Genomic DNA, 17571 nt, shown 5'->3' with positions numbered 1-17571 from the left:
GTGAAATATATGTGAAGCAATGCTTCCCGATGTTATTGTTCAGATTCGGAGAGGTCGGGAGCTGCTCCAAACCGATCTCCACCGAGGCAACCGGCGACTGTCTCCGAGCGGGTCCGCCTCGGACGGAGGAACGGCCATTGCCCAACCCCGACACGCTGAAGCGAGAAAACGAGGCGCTGCGGGACTGTATCTCCAAGCTGAGCGCGGCCAGCTTGCGCATCAGCGCCAGCCTCAATCTTGCGACGGTCCTGCGCGAGGCCGCGGAAAGCGCCTGCGAGCTCACCGGTGCCCGCTACGGTGTGATTGCAACCATCGACGAATCCGGGAAGATTCAGGACGTCGTCACCGCCGGTTTTACGCCCGAGGAGGAACGTCGACTCATGGACTGGCCCAACGGGGTGCGGTTGTTCGAACACTTCCGGGACCTCCCGGGACCGGTCAGACTGCGAGACCTGCCCGACTACGTCCAGTCTCTCGGCTTCTCTTCGAAGCTGGTGCCGTCGAAGACCTTTCAGGGAACGCCGATGTATCACCAGGGCGTCAACTTCGGCAACTTCCTTCTGTGCGGGAAGGAAGGCAGCGGGGAGTTCACCAGCGAGGACGAACAGGTCCTGGTACTGTTCGCGTCGCAAGTGGCGGCGGCGATCGCCAACGCTCGCACCCACCGGGCTGAGCAGCAGGCGAGGGCGGACCTGGAGGCGCTGGTCGAAACATCTCCGGTGGGGGTAGTAGTCTTCGGTGCCAGAACCGGACACCCGTTGAGGGTCAACCGAGAGGCAAGGCGGATCGTCGAGGGTCCGCACCCGTCGGGCAAATCCCCGGAGCAACTTCTGAAGGCCATTACCTACCGGCGTGCCGACGGCCGGGAAATTGCTCTGAACGAATTCCCGCTGGAGCAGGAGTTGAGCGCAGCCACCGCGGTGCGCGCCGAGGAGATCGTGCTCGAGGTTCCCGACGGCCGTAGCGTGAGGACGTTGATCAATGCCACTCCGATCCACTCCGCCGACCGCGAGGTCGAATCGCTGGTCGTGACCATGCAGGATTTGGCGCCGCTGGAGGAGTTGGAACGATCGCGAGCCGAGTTCCTGAGCCTGGTGAGCCACGAATTGCGGGCTCCGTTGACTTCGATCAAGGGATCGACCGCCACCGTGCTGGGCGCCTCACCGCCGCTGGTGCCCAGCGAGATGCGCCAGTTCTTCCACATCATCGATCAGCAGGCCGACCACATGCGGGGCCTGGTCAGCGATTTACTGGATGCCGGGCGCATCGAGACGGGCACCCTGTCCGTGGCCCCCGAGCCGGCGGAAGTGGCCAACCTGGTAGAACTGGCCAGAAACACCTTCCAGAGCGGGGGAGGGAAGCATACCATTCTTGTCGACCTGCCTCCGAACCTGCCCCCGGTGCTGGCGGACCGGAGGCGCATCGTCCAGGTTCTGAACAACCTCTTCTCCAACGCCTCCAGGTACGCTCCCGCACCCTCTCCGATCCGGGTGGGCGCGATGCGGCATGGCGTTTACGTGGCCATTTCGATCTCCGACGAAGGCAAGGGCGTGCCGCAGGACCTGCTACCCTACCTGTTTCGGAAGCACACGCGGGTCGGCGCCGGCGATCAGGAGCGTGGGATCAGGGGGTTGGGTCTGGGCCTGGCCATCTGCAAGGGGCTGGTGGAGGCCCACGGTGGCCGAATCCGGGCCGAGAGCGACGGGAAGGGTCAGGGCACGCGGTTTACTTTCACCATCCCGGTGGCCGAGCAGACCGGACACAGCGTCGCACGCGGCTCGGTCCGAGGCGCTTCCCGCTCACTACGGAAAGGGAAGGAACCCAGACGTGTTCTGGTGGTGGACGACGATCCCCAGACGCTGCGCTACGTTCGGGACGCTCTCACGGAAGCGGGCTATTCCCCTCTGGTGACCGGCGACCCGAGGGAGGTATCCGACCTGGTCAAGACCAAAAAGCCCCACCTGGTCCTGCTGGACCTGATGCTGCCCGGCACCGATGGCGTCGAGTTGATGGAGCGCCTTCCCGAGCTGGGCGACCTGCCGGTCATCTTCATCTCGGGCTACGCCAGGGACGAGACCATCGCCAAGGCCCTCGAAAGCGGGGCCGCCGACTACATCGTCAAGCCCTTCTCACCGACCGAGCTGATTGCGAGAGTCCAGGCGGCCCTGCGCAGACTTGTCCAGCCGCCGGAACCCTTCCAACTGGGGGACCTGGCCGTCCACTATGAGCAACACCGGGTGACGCTGGCGGGGCATCCCGTGGAACTGACGGCCACCGAGTACGAACTGCTCCGCGTACTGTCGGTCAACGCTGGACGGGTAACGACCTACGATTCGCTGCTGCGTCAGGTGTGGAGCGGAAAAGACACTGGCGACTCCCAATCGGTGCGTGCCTACGTGAAAAGACTGCGGCACAAGCTCGGCGACGACGCGGCCAACCCCGAATACATATTCAACGTACGCCAGGTCGGCTACCGCATGCCCAAGCCGAACGACCTGTGATGGCATGGTGCGTTGCCTGCTATTGGTGAGGAATGCGGCTTAAAACCTCCCTCGATTCCAGGTTCGCTTCGATTTCCTGGCGGGTCCGCCATACCGGACGCAGCTGCTTGCGGGCAAACAGGGCCAACTGGTCGCCGCGGTGGCGCGAGTCGGGTTGAGAGGCGTTTCCGTAGCTCAACAGGGCCTTCGCCTGGACCGGTTGGGAAAATTCCACCAGGGCCACGAAGGAATCGCCGAAAAGTGCCCGGAATCGGCCGTCTTTCTCCGGAGCAAACTCCAGGGAGCGAAATATCCCCATTCGGCTGGGACCGCCGCTGGCCGGAAGATCGCGCTCTCCAATTCTCAGGCGATAGACTTCTCCCCAGGGCACGTCCAGGGCGCCGAAACTTTCAATAGTGTTGCGGGCGGCTCGTTCCAAGGCGGCCACGGCAGCAGCGGGCTGGGCCAGTCCCTTGGGCGTGGTCAGGGGCTCCCGCACCTGCCAGGGCGTGGCAAATATCCCCGCGCCTGCGTTCCGAACCCATTCGGCGAAAAGCACGGCGCCCCGGCTCTCCGCCTCGGCCTGTCGGTCCCAACCCTTCAGCACGCGAGCCGCCTGTCGAGCCAGATCGCTTGACCGCGGGCTCACCGCGGCCGTCAGTTCGTCCAGGATGCGGTCGGCCATTTCCATCCGGGTGGAATGCTTGTAGCGGCTCAGGGATTGGAAGCTGATCTTCGGGTCCTGCTTCAGCATGCGCAGCGATCGCTGAGCGCGGAAGCGCAGCCGACGGGGGGCCAGATAGGCGGGGAAATCACCGGGATTCAGCAGCCTGGGGAGGGTCGAGCTCCAGGGCGGATCGTTGGCGTTCTGCACCCACCCGTTGGAGGGATCCACCACCCGGGGCAACTCTTCGTAGGGATGGGTCCGGGTCCAGAGCATATCCGTGCGGTTCCCGGGAACGATTCCCTGCCAATCCTGCCAGCCGCCTCCGGAACGGACCGGTGTTCGTCCACCGAACAGGTAGAGAATGTGCCCCTCCCGATCGGCGTAGATCAGATTGAAGATCGGAATCTGCAGCCGCCTCAACGCCGATTCGAACTCCGGGAGGCTCCTGGCCCGGATCATGTCCCAGTACTGCTCGAACATGTGGGGCTGATCCAGACCGACCAGCCGAACCGCAACCGCCTTGTCGTCCTTGACCTCCAGGACCGGGCCGTGGACCGAGCGGCGCACTGTCAGGTTCTCCCGGCGAGTGGTCCCGTCCGGCTGGCGGACCCGGATGGACTGGGATTCGGTCTCGAAGTCCCTGACGGCTCCATCCCAGCGGTAGCCGCCTTCGACCACTGTCAGCTCGAACAGGTCGATGCCGTCCATCGGATTGGTGGTATGGGTCCAACCCAGGTGATCGTTGAAACCCAAACCCAGGATGGGCATTCCGACCAGAGTGGCCCCGTAGGCATCCACCTCCGGAGTCTTCCACTGGGCTTCGAACCAGGTGAATAGCCCGCTCCAGGGCAGGTGGGGGTTGACCAGCAGCATGGCGTTGCCTCCGGCCGAACGCGAGGGGGCAATGGCCCATCCGTTGGATCCCGGGACCGGTTGCCCGGCTCTGCCGAATGTGACCTCTCTTCCAACAAAGGAGAGGTGGATCACCCGCTGCAAGTGCCCCAGCACATCGGTGGGATCCAGGGGCAGCACGGCCCCCAGCTCGGAATCGATACTCTCCGGGTACCGGCGGGCATAGGCGTTCATCCCCTCCACAAAGCGGTCCAGATACCCCTTGAACCGCGGCTTCTGCGCCAGGTACCACTGCTGTGCCCGCTCGGGCACGCCCATGGTTCTCAGGTAGCGGTCGGAATCCAGGTGGGATTCTCCCCAATACTCCGCTGCCCGGCCGCGAGCCTCGCCGTAGAGCCGCAAGATCAGGTTGGCATGGTTCCTCATCTGGGCCCAGCCAAATGCCCGGAAAAGTTCCCCGGCGTCAGCGGCGTGGACGTGGGGCACTCCCCAGCGGTCCCACAGGATCTCGGTCGGCCCGTGATTACGCGGGCTGCAGGCCCCAACCGCCAGCACCAGCGCCATCCCGGGCAGCAGGATCCATCGGCCCGGTACGCAACGGCTTCGGCTTCTCATCGCCAGCCTCCTTGAACGGCTGATGTCACTTGGTTGAAACAATTGAGGGACAAACTACATGGGACCCAAAAAAGATACCCACGAAGGGGAACGACGAACCACGAATGGACACGAATGAACACCAATATACGGAGTGATGCGTTGAGCTTTTTGCACAATTCGCAGCGGGGCAGTTCATCTTGCCGGCAAACCTGCGGTCCTGCCTTTTTCAACATCGGGTGCGACTCGGTAAAAAACGCTGTCTAACCCCAAAAAGCACAAAAGGCACAAATTGTGTTTTTGTGCCTTTTGTGGCCATTCCCGGCAAACGTCCCGCTGCCGAATTTTGCAATAGGCCCGCTTGCTGTTTGGGGGTGACAACCGATATTGAGAGGGTTATCCACGAAGGACACGAAGTGATACCAAAGTAAAGAGTTTGCAGAAGCAATTCGGTGTCGCTTGCCGTCGAACGAAGTCCATACGCATTCGTGTATATTCGTGTTCATTCGGGGTTCAACTTGGCTAACCATCTGCCATTCTTTGCTCGAATGATCCACAGGTCAGGGCAGAGGGCGCGCCAACCCCTTTCGGGCAGCCCCCTCCATTCTTCCAGAGATAATCACTCCCTGTCATTGCTATTATTGAAAGGCAGCCGCGGCCTTTTTCAATGACCAGGGGCACTTCATGAAATATCTGGTGACGGGCGCCACCGGATTCATCGGCGGCTGCCTGGCCAGGCAGCTCCTCCGGGCCGGACACGAGGTGGCGGCACTGGTGCACAACCCCGGGGCCGCCGGGGACCTCGAGACTGACGGCGCCGTCCTCCATCAGGGAGACGTCCGGGACAAATCCTCCCTGCGGGTTCCCATGAGCGGGGTTGACGGCCTCTTCCACCTTGCCGCCTGGTACCGAATCGGAGTCAAAGACCGGGGGGAGGCCTACCCAATCAACGTGGAGGGCACCCGCAACGTCCTGGAAACAGCCCTGGAGCTGGGCGTTCCCAGGATCGTCTACACCAGCACCGTCGCCGTCTCCTCCGACACCGGTGGAAGGCTGGTCGACGAAGGATTCCGCCACCAGGGCCCCTGGTTGACCGAGTACGAGCGAACCAAGTGGATGGCACACTACCAGGTGGCCCAACCCATGGCCGAGGCCGGCTTGCCATTGGTCATCCTGCAGCCCGGCGTCGTGTACGGACCCGCTGACACCAGCGCCATCGGCACGGCCATCCGGCAGTATCTGCGGGGCCGGCTGCCCGCAACCCCTCAACGATCCACATTCTGCTGGGCCCATGTCGAGGACACCGCCGCGGCTCATCTTCTGGCCATGGAACAAGGCCGGGCGGGCGAGAGCTACATCGTCGCCGGCCCGGTCCACACCTTCCGTGAGGTCTTCGAATTGGCAGAGCGCCTGACAGGCATCCAGGCGCCCCGGATTCACCCGGGACCCGGAACCCTGAAGGCCCTGGCAGCCTGCATGAGCCTGCTGGGAGCTTTCCTACCCCTCCCGCCGACATACGCGGCCGAGAGCCTTCGGGTCACGGCCGGGACAACTTACATCGGCGACGACCGCAAGGCCCGCCGCGAGTTGGGCTTCGCCCCCCGCTCGCTGGAGGAGGGACTGCGGGAAACGCTGGATCACGAAATGGAGCAGTTGGGACTGGTGACGGGCGGGTCCTCCAGAAATTCCTGATCGAAACAACATCGACCAAATGGTGGATTCTTGAGCCCTCTCCAACCCCTTCGTGGCCCTTCGTGGATATCTTTTTCCCTTTCTGCCCGTGTGAGGCACGGCCTCGCAAGTTCATCCCTCCCTTGAAGGTCCAATCGCCCATTTGCTATTCTTGACGGTCAGGAGAACATCGTGATCATGGGCAATCCGGCCCGGGCGTCCCTGGCGATTGTGGCCACCGCCGGGCTGCTGATCGTCGCGGGAAGGGCCAGCGATTCCGCGGTGGATTTCGCCCGCGAGATCCAGCCGATCTTCCAGGAGCGTTGCCTGACCTGTCACGGCAGCCAAGCCCAAATGCACGGTTTTCGGCTGGACCGCAGGTCGGATGCCTTCAGGGGCGGTGACTCAGGTGTCCCGGCCATCGTTCCGGGTAACAGCTCGGACAGCCTGCTGCTGCGCTACGTTTCCGGGCGGGACCCCGAAGTGGTCATGCCGCCGGAGGGACCGCCGCTGACCGGCGAACAGGTGGAGCTGTTGCGGCGCTGGATCGATCAGGGCGCCGTCTGGCCGCAGGAAGAGGACCCCTCCGAATCCCCGACCGGCGCCAGTGATCACTGGGCATTCCAACCCATCTCCAGCCCTGAGCTGCCGGCCGTGCAGGCGAAGGGCTGGGTCAGGAATCCCATCGATGCCTTCGTCCTGGAAAAACTGGAGGTCAACGGCTGGAAGCCCTCCCTAGCGGCCGAACCCCATCAGCTGCTGCGGCGGCTCTATCTCAACCTGATTGGACTCCCCCCCAACCTGGCAGAGCAGCAAGCCTTTCTGAAGGACCCGAGCGAGGCTGCCTACAAGGCGACCATCGATGACCTGCTGGCGCGTCCGGCTTACGGGGAGCGCTGGGCCCGGCACTGGCTGGACCTGGTCCGCTACGCCGAAAGCAACGGATACGAGCGCGACCGCGCCAAGCCCCACGTCTGGAAATACCGGGACTACGTGATCCGGTCCTTAAACCGGGACAAGCCCTTCGACCGCTTTGTGCTGGAGCAGTTGGCCGGGGACGAACTGCCCGACGCCTCGGCCGAGAGCATGATCGCCACCGGGTATTTCCGCCTGGGACCCTGGGACGATGAACCCGCCGATCCCGAAACCGACCGATTCGACCAACTGGACGATATCGTCAGCACCACATCCCAGGTCTTCCTGGGACTGACCCTGGGTTGCGCCCGCTGCCACAACCACAAGTTCGATCCCCTGACCGCCCGGGACTACTACTCCATGGTGGCCGTCTTCAACGGCTTGCAGCGTCCCCGCGACTACCGCACGGAGCTGGACCTGCCGATCGGGACTCCCCGGCAACTGGAGCAGTACCAGGCCACCTCCCACCGGATCGACAGCCTGCAGGAGGAGCTCGACCGGTTGAGAGCCCTCTTGCAACGGGATTTCCTGGAGTCGGGCCGATCCAATTTGCCGGCCCTGGCGGTGCAGGCCTTTCTGGCCCCCGATCCCAGCCGGAAGCAGAAGGGCTTGAGGAAGGTTTTCGAAAAACAGTTGGCGGAAGAAGTGGGAAACGCCCCGGTGCCGGCCGCCGTCCGGGAACGGCTGGAGGCCGGGGAACAAGAGATCCGGGCGCTGGAGGCCGCCCGAATCGACCTGCCCCGCGGCTATTTCATGCACGAGCCGGCTCCGTCCCCGCCCGCCACCCATCTGCTGATCCGGGGTAGCGCCGCCAATCCGGGGCCGGAAGTAGAGCCGGCCTTTCCAGCCATTCTGTCAGAGACCGTCTTTCGGCCGGAGCCCCGGAACAGGAGCAGCGGGCGCAGGCTGGCACTGGCTCGATGGCTGGTCGATCCTCGAAACCCTCTGACCGCCCGGGTGATTGTCAACCGCATCTGGCAAAAGCACTTCGGATACGGGCTGGTTCGGAGCGCCAGCGATTTCGGCATGCGAGGCGAGAAGCCGACACACCCGGAGCTTCTGGATTGGCTGGCCCACTGGTTCGTGCGGGAAGGATGGTCCTTCAAGAAGCTCCATCGCCTGATCCTTACCAGCAACAGCTACCGAATGAGCCGGAAATGGAATGCTCGGTACGGCGAGGAAGATCCGGAGAACCGGCTCTTGTGGCGCATGCCCCGAGTTCGACTGGAGGTGGAGGCCATTCGGGACTCCATGCTGGCGGTCAGCGGCCGGTTGAACCGGCGCATGTACGGGCCCAGCATGTTTCCCAGAATCTCCAGGGCGGCGCTGGAGGGGCACAGCGACCCCGACACCGTCTGGAAGCCTTCCACTGAGGAAGAAGCCCGCTCCCGCCGCACCATCTATGTCTTCCTGAAGCGCTCCCTGGTGGTTCCCATGCTGGAGGTACTGGACCTGTGCGACACCACCAAGACCGCTGCCCGACGGATGACCACCAGCGTGGCCCCGCAGGCGCTCTCCCTGTTCAACGGGGAGTTCGTGAACCGGCAGGCCCGCTATCTGGCCGCCCGCCTGGAGAACGAAGTGGGGACCGACCCGGAGAAACAGATTGAAAGGGCCTATGCCCTGGCGTTGGCCCGGTCTCCCAGCCAGGCGGAAAAAGGCAACCTTCTCGCATTCTTGCGGCGGGAAACCGACAACCAGACCCGACAGCAGGACGTTCTTCCGGCCAACGCACGCCGTGGAGCTCTGCGAGAAATGTGCCGGGTGATTCTGAACCTGAACGAGTTTGTCTATCCCGATTGATCCGGAACGGCTTGTTCTATCCAGAGGTAAAACCATGTCCGATCGGTACATTCCCAACCCCACGCCCTGCGGTCGGAGCCGGCGGCAGTTCCTCTGGGAGGTGGGGGGCGGCTTCGCCGGCTTGGCCCTCGCCGACCTGCTGACTCGCGACGGCTACTTCACACGGACCGCGGCCGCTTCGGACAGTCTCTCCGGGGCCGGCTCCCTGCTGGCCGCCAAGACGCCGCATTTCCCGGCCAAGGCCAAGCATGCCGTCTTTCTCTTCATGAACGGGGCTCCCAGCCAAGTGGACACCTTCGATCCCAAGCCGGCCTTGACCCGCTTTCACGGAACTCCCTACAAGGGGCCCCTGGAGGTCGGCTCCAACAACCGGGCCATCGGCTACCTGATGCAGAGCCCCTTCCCATTCCGCAATCACGGCCGGAGCGGCCTGGAGATCAGCAGCCTCTTCCCCCACACGGCCAAGTTTGCCGATGACCTGTGCGTCATTCGCTCCATGTATACCGACACGGCCGCCCACGCCTCCGGCTGCCTCCAGATGAACACCGGCAACGTCACCATCGGCAAGCCCTGCCTGGGATCGTGGCTGAGCTATGGGTTGGGCACTCTCAACGAAAGCCTTCCCAGCTTTGTGGTGATGACCGATCCCCGGGGCGGGCCCATCAGCGGTGCTTCCAACTGGACGGCCGGATACATGCCCGCACCCTACCAGGGGACCCTGTTCCGAAGCACTGGGGCGCCCTTGCTGGATCTGGCCACCCCTCCCGGCGTCAGCCGGAAGACCCAGCGCCACTCCCTGGATCTCTTGCGGACCCTGAACGAGGAGCACCTGGCCTCACGTCCGCGGGAAGCCGAGCTGGCAGGCAGGATCAACACCTACGAGCTGGCCTACCGCATGCAGACCACTGCCGCCGAGGCGGTAGACCTGGATCGCGAAGACGAGGCCACCAGGGAAATGTATGGCCTGAACCGGCCTTTGACGGCCGACTTTGGCCGCAAGTGCCTGATCACCCGCCGTCTCCTGGAAAACGGCGTCCGCTTCGTTCAACTTTATTCCGGGGGAGGACACATCGAGGACACCTGGGACGGCCACGGCGACTGCATTACCAATCACAAGCTCCACGCCGGAGAAACCGACCAGCCCATCGCCGCCCTGATCGCCGACCTCAAACGCACCGGCCTGTGGGAGGAAACCCTGCTGATATGGGGCGGTGAATTCGGCAGGACCCCCACCAGCGAAGGGGTCGGCAGGCCCGGAAGAGACCACGACTGGCACGGCTTCAGCATGTGGCTGGCCGGCGCCGGGGTCAAGGGAGGACAGGCGGTGGGTTCTACCGACGAGCTGGGATTTGCGGCCGTGGAGCAGCGCTGCCACGTGTCCGACCTCCACGCCACCATCCTGCACCTGATGGGTCTGGACCACACCAGGCTCACCTACTTCTACCAAGGGCTGGACCAACGCCTCACCGGCGTGCGGGGAGAGATTATCCGGCCCGTGCTGGCGTAGCCTGCCTCGCGCCACCAATAGCTAACCGATGGACCTGCAGCAAGGCAGACGGTGGATCGGAGAATGCCGGTCGGTGGCCGGCTTTACCGGAGCCGGAATCTCGACCGAGTCGGGAATTCCCGATTTTCGCAGCCCCAACGGGGTCTGGGCCCGCAACCGCACCGTCTATTATCAGGAATTCCTCGACAACGAAGCCGACCGCATCGAATACTGGCGGCAGAAGGTGGAAAGCTGGCCGGCCATGCGGGACGCAGTCCCCAACCCCGGCCACCTGGCTTTCGTCGAGCTGGCCCGCCAGGGCAAGCTGCTGGCCATGATCACTCAGAACATCGACGGCCTCCATCGTCGTTCGGGCCTGGACAGCGAGCTGATCCTGGAACTCCACGGGACCACGGCCGAAGCGGTCTGCCTCGGCTGCGACCGAAGGATCTCGATGGATGAGGCCGTGGAACGGGTCGGCAAGGGTGAGCTTGCGCCTCGCTGCACCCATTGCGCAGGACTGCTCAAGCCCGCCACCGTTTCCTTCGGCCAGTCGCTTCCCCTGGAAGTGCTGGACCGGTCCCAGCGGGCCGCCCGGGCCTGTGAAGTCTTCCTGGCAGTGGGCTCCTCCCTGGTGGTGGAGCCGGCTGCCTCCCTTCCCCTTCTGGCCAAGCAGTCCGGGGCCAGACTCATCATCCTCAACCGGACCGAGACCCCTCTGGACGGCTTGGCCGACCTGGTGATCCGGGACGAAATCGGACATACCCTGCCCCGGTTGGTGGAACCGCTTTCCTGAAGCACCCCGTTTCTTGCTTTGTACGATCCGTACCGTCGCATTGGGCGGGGGTGCGACTAGGTGAGTAGTGGAGAGTGGAGAGTGGAGAGTGGAGAGCTGTTTGATCGACACGCAAAGCATCTTGTCGGTCTCGGCGCATTCCTTCAAATACGTGCCGCCCCAGCCCCGACGACGGGGCGGAGCATACGAGAGTGGAACATCGAACCTTCATGTCAAATCAGGAACAAGGACCCTTTTCCGTTTGCACGTTGTTCTCCCTATTGAACATCGATGCACAGGATGCACAGGATTAACGGGACAAGAGCTTCCAGCACGAGAGGCCAGCTCAGGCGATGATCCGGTGCGGTTTTGCGGATTCCCGGCATGAAGAGCTAGCCGTTTCCTGAAAAAAATCCTGTATATCCTGTGCATCGATGTGAATAAAAAATTTGCCCATGCTCGACTTTGAACCGGTTTCCAGCCACTAGGCGCCAGCGTTTGTTTCAGGTAAGCGCAGACAGTTCATAATCTGCCAGCTCGTCCCCGAAACCCACGGCTGACAACTCTTCACTCTCCACTCTCCACTGGTCCGAAACACCCCTGTTTCAGTCCGAATTAATCGCGGCGTCCGGGGGCCCGCAGGTTGGTCCCGGCTCATTCCCGGGGCGTCTGGTCGTTGAAGACCTGGGTTCGCTTGAGGAGACGGCGCTCCCGGCCGGGAAACCCTTCCCGGCGGTGCATGGTGCAACGGTTGTCCCAGACCACCAGGTCGTCGATCTGCCAGTGGTGTGTCCAGACGAAGCGCGGAAGCTCAATGTGGCTGAATAGAAGGTCCAGCAGTTGCCGGCTCTCGGAGGGTTCGAACCCGACAACGTACTTGGTAAGGTGGGGACCCAGGTAGAGGGCCTTGCGGCCTGTCTCCGGATGGGTGCAGGCCAGGGGGTGAGACACGGGATAGGGACGATTCTGCGCCTCCACCGAGTGTCGATGGACAGCTCTCAGCCCCCGCAGGCGCGCCTTGAGCGCGTCGTCCAGAGCGTCGTAGGCAGCGTATCCATTGCACCACCGGGTGGCGCCACCGCCGCCCTCGGGGAGCTCGACGGCGTAGAGAGTCGAGATGGTCCCGGGCTGGGGCAGGTAGGAAAGGTCGGAATGAAAACCGATTTCCTCGTTGCTGAGGGCTCCGATCGGCTGTCCGTTCTTCTTGAGATTGGAGATGAGGAAAATCTCCTTGACGGGGCGATCCAGCTGCTTGCGCACGTGCTCCACGGGTTTGCCGAAATGCCGGGTAAAATCTACCTGGTTCCGCTCGCTGATGCGCTGCTTTCTGAAGTAGATCAGACAGTGCTGCCGGAGAGCCTGGCGAATGATCGCCGCCGCATCCGCCGTCAGCGGCCTGGACAGGTCCACTCCCCGAATCTCGGCCCCCAGGGCTCCGCCGGTTGGAATGATCTTCAGTCCTTCAATACCGGTGACGGCCATGGCTCCGCTCCCAGCCCATATCCGATGGAATCGATACAAGCCCTTCGATTATACTGGAGCGGCCATCGGTGGCAACCACAAGAACCGCGAAAGTACTGGCTAGCATAGCCTTAACCCACTGAGTCCTTGACGTCGACCTCACCTGTTCCGGAGAAACCATGAACCACCGACTCGCTCAGGCCATCGGCCTGGTCATTCTCCTGGCGCTCTTCGGAGAGCCTGCTGTGGCCTCAAGCCCCGCAATCTCCCCGCAGGACCAGCCGGCGCCGGATCAGGAGACCGGGGAGTCCGACCGCGGCGAACAAGAGGAACAAACCGACCCGGCCACTCCAGACGACGACACCGACATCCTGCTGACCGATGAGGGCGACATCATCTACACCGAGATCGATGTGACGGGCACCGTGATCCGCGAAACTCCCATCGACTCTCCCAATTCCGTCTCTATCATCAACCGGGAATCCCTCTCCCAGCAGGGATCGCCCTCGGTGGTTGAACTGTTCAAGAACATGAGTGTCAGCGGCGGCGTGCTGGGCGAGTCCAACAGTTGGTACAACGGCACCTCGACCGGCATTGCCGAGACGGTGGCCAACGTGAATCTGCGCTCCCTGGGAGCCTCTCGGACCCTGGTCCTGCTCAACGGACGGCGCCAGACCTACCTGCCGGCCCGGCTTGCCGGCGGCCGCTTTGTGGACGTGAACGCGTTTCCGACCGTGGCCATCGACCGGATCGACGTCCTCAAGGAGGGCGCCGGCGCCGTCTACGGCTCGGACGCGATCGCCGGCGTGGTCAACTTCATCACCCGCAGTCAGTTCGAGGGCTTCGAAGTCACGGCTTCCTACGACCACTTTTCCGGTTCCAAGGACGGAATGCTGGGCGGAATCTGGGGCAGGAAGTTCGGCTCCTCCGCCCACGTGGTGGTGGCCATGGAACACAAGCGCACCGGCCACTTCGGAGCCGAGGAGACCGGCTGGTCGTTGCGCCCCTACCCGGGGTGGTGGTGGGGATGGTCGGGGACCGGCAACCCCGGCGCCTTCATCGTGCCCCAGACCGGAGCCACCGGAATTTCGGCTCTGGTGGAAGCCCCCCGCTTCATCGACCCGGGCTGCGACGCAATGGGGGGATACACGGACAACGGCTCCCGCACCTGCCGCTTCCGCTACCAGCCCTGGGACAGCCTGATCTACGCCCAGCAGCACAGTCGGGGGTTCGCCGAGATCAACGGGACCTTCGGTGACAACAGGAACTACCACCTGGAGATGCTCTACGCCGATGCCCGAATTCCCGACTGGGAGACCACCCCGTCCTTCCCGCCGGTGTCCATTTTCGACGGCCTGCAGGTGATCGGCGCCGATCACCCGGGCAGACGGGCGTTTGTGAGCCAATACCCGATGATGCCCAGCAGCGCCGGCGAGCCGCTGGACCTCACCGGAGAAGAGCCCTGGTACTTCTTCGGCCGCCTGGTCGGCAACTCCGGGCCCGGGCGCAGATCGCCCCGGCAGTCCCGCACCAGGCGTCTGGGAGGATCGGTGGGGGGAGAGATCGCCGAAACCGGCCTCTTCTACGATCTGGGAGCAACCTACTCCGACGCCAGGGGAGAGCTGAGCCACCCGGGGGAATGGGCCCATCGCAAGTTCCTGGCCTATCGGGGTTTCGGCGGCCCCAACTGCGGCGTCAACGTGGCGCGGGACCCGACGGCGCCCTCCGGGATGGCTCTCGGTTCCGTCCCCGAGGGCGTCGCTCCCGGGCGGGGCGACTGCTCCTACTACAACCCCTTCAGCAACGCCATCGGATTCTCGGCCCAGCCGGGCTCCCAGTTCAGAGACACTCAAAACCCCGAGTTTCGGCCCGAACTGGCCAACAGTCCCGAACTGCTGGGATGGATCAACGAGGACGTCACCTTCGTCAACCGGGCCAGCCTGTTGACGACCGACGCCACCCTGAACGGGACGCTGTATTCCAGCGTGGCAAGCTACGCGGTGGGCTATCAGTACCGGCTGGTGGACGTGGGAACGACCCCCAACGCCGCCGGCAACCTGGACATCAACCCCTGCCCGGTCCCGGGTGATACTACCTGTCCGGTGCAAACCGGCTCCTTCACCTTCACTTCCGGAGCCCATCCCTACGACGACCAGCAGGGAACGCACGTGACCTTCGTGGAACTGGCTCTCAAGTTGGGCGAGAGGGTGGATGCCCAGGTGGCCGCCCACTACGAACGCTACGAGTTCGCCGACAGCTTCGACCCCAAGACCTCCATCCGCGTGCAACTGAGCAACCTGGTGGCCCTGAGGGGCACGATTCAGACCTCCTTCCGCACTCCCTCGGTGGACGACCTCAACCAGGACCTGGTCACCACCACCGACTACGTGGCCGCCAGCGGGACCTGGAAGGCCATCAGCACTTCCGGGAGCACCACTCTGCTTCCGGAAGATGCGCTCACCTACAACCTGGGCGTGATCGTCAAGCGCGACCCCGACTTCGACTTCACGCTGGACTACTGGGGATTCGACTTCAACAACCCCATCGGGGTCCTTCCCCACGCCGCCCTGGCTTCCGCCTACGCCGACCCGGCCACTCGAAGCGCGGTGCAGGATCGCATCTTCTGTCCCGGCAACCGCAATGACGGCAGTTGCGAACCGGTGGACATCGAGAGAATCCGCGTGCACCACATCAACTGGCCGGGCATCAAGACCTCGGGGATCGACTGGCACCTGGGCGGCCGCAGGCTCATGGGACCGGGTGTGCTGGTTGGCCGCCTGGACGGCAATCACACCCTCGACTTCGAAGTGGAGGCGCTCCGCCACAACGACGTGGTACTGCGTCCCAGGGAGCAGGCGGCTGGCTACCTGAACCGGACCAATCCGCTGGCCCCTCCCCTGCCCCGCTGGAGAACGCACGGCAGCCTGGGCTACCACTGGAGGCACTACGGCCTGATCGGAGGGGTGCACTACATCTCGGGATACGAGGATCGGGACACCGTGGCCGCCTACAGTCAGATCGACAAGTTCCTGACCTTCGACATGAACTTCCGGTGGCAGATTCCCAATTCCGGAACGACGGTGACCGTTTCCGCGCTGAACCTGGCCGACCAGCGGCCTCCCCTTGTGAACACCGAGCTGGCCTTCGATTCCCTGACGCACAACCCCCGGGGGCGCAGGGTAAAGCTGACCGTCACCCAGCGGTTTTGACCGGGGCCGAATCCAGGCCCCATAGCCGTCAGCACTCTTGTCTTCCCGGGAAACGATCCATGGAACCAGGACTGGTCCAACAGGCCCGGCAGCATCCCGACCGAACCGCCGTTCTGGCCGAGGGCGCCTGTTTCTCCTACCGCGATCTGCTGCGGGCGTCGGCCGGTGCGGCGGGGAGACTGCTTCAAGGAGCCGCCGACCTCGAGGAAAAGAGAGTCGCCTTCCTGCTACCCCCGGGGTTTTCCCACGTGGGCACCCAGTGGGGAATCTGGAGAGCCGGCGGCATTGCCGTGCCCCTCTGCACCTCCCATCCGCCGCCGGAGTGGGAATACGTCATCCGGGACTCCGGAGCCCACCTGGTCGTCGTCCACAGATCCTTTGCGGAACGGATCCGTCCGGTCGCCCGCAGGTGCGACGTGGCCCTTATGGATGACGCCTCTGCGGAACCGGACTCCGCCTCGGTGCGGCTGCCCTCCATCTCTCCCTCGCGACGGGCCATGATCGTCTACACCAGCGGCACCACCAGCCGGCCCAAGGGAGTGGTCTCCACCCATGGAAACCTCGAGTCCCAGATCGAGACACTGGTCCGGGCCTGGGGATGGCAACCACAGGACCATATCCTGCATGTCCTTCCCCTGCACCACGTGCACGGCATCGTCAATGTTCTGTGCTGTGCTCTCTGGTCGGGCGCCACCTGCGAGATGCTGCCGGGATTCCAGGCCGGCGAGGTGTGGGAGCGATTCGTCCGGAGCCCCCTGACGCTGTTCATGGCGGTACCGACCGTTTATTCCATGCTGATCACCGCCTGGGAGGCCTCGCCTGCCTCCCGACGAAAGATCTGGTCTCAGGCCTGCTCCAAGCTGCGCCTGATGGTCTCGGGCTCGGCGGCGCTGCCGGTGCAGGTGCTGCAGAAGTGGCAGCAGATCAGCGGCCACCGGCTGCTGGAACGCTATGGCATGACCGAGATCGGGATGGCCCTCTCCAACCCCCTGGAGGGCGATAGGCGGGCGGGATACGTGGGCACACCGCTTCCAGGCGTCGAAGTGCGATTGGTGGACGACCAGGAGAAACCGGTCGAGTCCGGCACTCCAGGGGAGATTCAGGTCAAGGGACCCGGAGTCTTCGCGGAGTACTGGAGAAGACCGGAGGAAACCCGGGCAGCGTTCACGGACGGTTGGTTCCGGACCGGTGACGTGGCCGTGGTCGAGAAGGGCTCCTACCGCATCCTGGGCCGCCAGAGCGTGGACATCATCAAGACAGGAGGATACAAGGTCTCGGCCCTGGAAATCGAAGAGGTGTTGCTGACCCACCCGGACATTGCCGAGTGTGCCGTGGTCGGACTTCCCGACAGGGAATGGGGAGAGTGCGTGGCGGTGGCGCTGGTTCCCCGCTCCGGCCGGTCCCCCGATCCCGACCGCCTGCGCCTGTGGGCCAAGGCCAGGCTGGCTGTCTACAAGGTGCCCCAACATTTCCTGCAGATGGATGACCTGCCCCGCAACGTGATGGGCAAGGTCAACAAGCACGATCTGGCCAGGCACTTCCCGGCCGGCTAGCCTGCATTTACCTGAAACAAACTAGAGCCCATTGCAATATCGGCTGCGACTTGGTGAGAAATTCAGGTTCACCACAAAAAGCACAAAACGAATTTTGATATCGTT

At 63.7% G+C, this 17571-nt stretch carries 9 protein-coding genes; 7 read left to right on the top strand and 2 right to left on the bottom strand.

Going from position 1 to position 17571, the window contains the following annotated elements; genetic code table 11:
* Nucleotides 1–137: 137 nt before the first annotated feature.
* Nucleotides 138–2501 (top strand): response regulator, encoded by a 2364-nt coding sequence (locus tag OXI69_16485; GenBank protein ID MDE2667741.1) that lies wholly within the window; start codon nt 138–140, stop codon nt 2499–2501.
* Nucleotides 2502–2520: 19 nt separating this feature from the next.
* Here OXI69_16485 and OXI69_16480 read toward each other — a convergent pair whose 3' ends face one another.
* Nucleotides 2521–4614 carry an acylase gene (locus OXI69_16480; protein ID MDE2667740.1) on the bottom strand — a complete coding sequence of 698 codons (2094 nt, stop codon included), beginning with the start codon at nt 4612–4614 and terminating at the stop codon, nt 2521–2523.
* 663 nt (nt 4615–5277) lie between these two features.
* On the opposite strand from OXI69_16480, the gene OXI69_16475 reads away from it, so the two are divergent.
* The 4 genes from OXI69_16475 (at nt 5278) to OXI69_16460 (ending at nt 11264) form a co-directional block, all read left to right on the top strand.
* Nucleotides 5278–6285, top strand: coding sequence for an NAD-dependent epimerase/dehydratase family protein (locus tag OXI69_16475; GenBank protein MDE2667739.1), 1008 nt, complete (start codon nt 5278–5280; stop codon nt 6283–6285).
* 177 nt (nt 6286–6462) lie between these two features.
* On the top strand, nt 6463–8982 hold the full coding sequence (locus OXI69_16470) for a PSD1 and planctomycete cytochrome C domain-containing protein (GenBank protein ID MDE2667738.1): 2520 nt from the start codon (nt 6463–6465) through the stop codon (nt 8980–8982).
* A 34-nt stretch (nt 8983–9016) separates the two neighbouring features.
* On the top strand, nt 9017–10489 hold the full coding sequence (locus OXI69_16465) for a DUF1501 domain-containing protein (protein ID MDE2667737.1): 1473 nt from the start codon (nt 9017–9019) through the stop codon (nt 10487–10489).
* 28 nt (nt 10490–10517) lie between these two features.
* The gene (locus OXI69_16460; protein ID MDE2667736.1) at nt 10518–11264 is read left to right on the top strand and encodes a Sir2 family NAD-dependent protein deacetylase; all 747 of its coding nucleotides are present in this window, start codon (nt 10518–10520) and stop codon (nt 11262–11264) included.
* Between the two features lie 633 nt (nt 11265–11897).
* Here the strand turns inward: OXI69_16460 and OXI69_16455 are convergent.
* Nucleotides 11898–12725: a TauD/TfdA family dioxygenase gene (locus OXI69_16455; protein ID MDE2667735.1), complete on the bottom strand. Its 828-nt coding sequence runs from the start codon at nt 12723–12725 to the stop codon at nt 11898–11900.
* A gap of 158 nt (nt 12726–12883) precedes the next feature.
* Here OXI69_16455 and OXI69_16450 point away from each other — a divergent pair, with 158 nt between their 5' ends.
* Both OXI69_16450 and OXI69_16445 read left to right on the top strand, forming a co-directional pair.
* Nucleotides 12884–15913, top strand: a complete 3030-nt coding sequence (locus OXI69_16450; GenBank protein MDE2667734.1) for a TonB-dependent receptor — start codon at nt 12884–12886, stop codon at nt 15911–15913.
* A 59-nt stretch (nt 15914–15972) separates the two neighbouring features.
* On the top strand, nt 15973–17466 hold the full coding sequence (locus OXI69_16445; protein ID MDE2667733.1) for an acyl-CoA synthetase: 1494 nt from the start codon (nt 15973–15975) through the stop codon (nt 17464–17466).
* Nucleotides 17467–17571 lie beyond the last annotated feature (105 nt).

The organism is Acidobacteriota bacterium, from assembly GCA_028875575.1.
In the GTDB taxonomy this organism is placed as follows: Bacteria; Acidobacteriota; Terriglobia; order Versatilivoradales; family Versatilivoraceae; genus Versatilivorator.
The sequence above is the reverse complement of the archived record's forward strand: the minus strand, read 5'-3'. Positions and strand labels throughout refer to the sequence as shown.

Coding starts and splice junctions, on each gene's coding strand:
- OXI69_16480 (MDE2667740.1), bottom strand. CDS start 4,614: ATGAGAAGCCGAAGCCGTTGCGTACCGGGCCGATGGATCCTGCTGCCC.
- OXI69_16475 (MDE2667739.1), top strand. CDS start 5,278: ATGAAATATCTGGTGACGGGCGCCACCGGATTCATCGGCGGCTGCCTG.
- OXI69_16470 (MDE2667738.1), top strand. CDS start 6,463: ATGGGCAATCCGGCCCGGGCGTCCCTGGCGATTGTGGCCACCGCCGGG.
- OXI69_16465 (MDE2667737.1), top strand. CDS start 9,017: ATGTCCGATCGGTACATTCCCAACCCCACGCCCTGCGGTCGGAGCCGG.
- OXI69_16460 (MDE2667736.1), top strand. CDS start 10,518: ATGGACCTGCAGCAAGGCAGACGGTGGATCGGAGAATGCCGGTCGGTG.
- OXI69_16455 (MDE2667735.1), bottom strand. CDS start 12,725: ATGGCCGTCACCGGTATTGAAGGACTGAAGATCATTCCAACCGGCGGA.
- OXI69_16450 (MDE2667734.1), top strand. CDS start 12,884: ATGAACCACCGACTCGCTCAGGCCATCGGCCTGGTCATTCTCCTGGCG.
- OXI69_16445 (MDE2667733.1), top strand. CDS start 15,973: ATGGAACCAGGACTGGTCCAACAGGCCCGGCAGCATCCCGACCGAACC.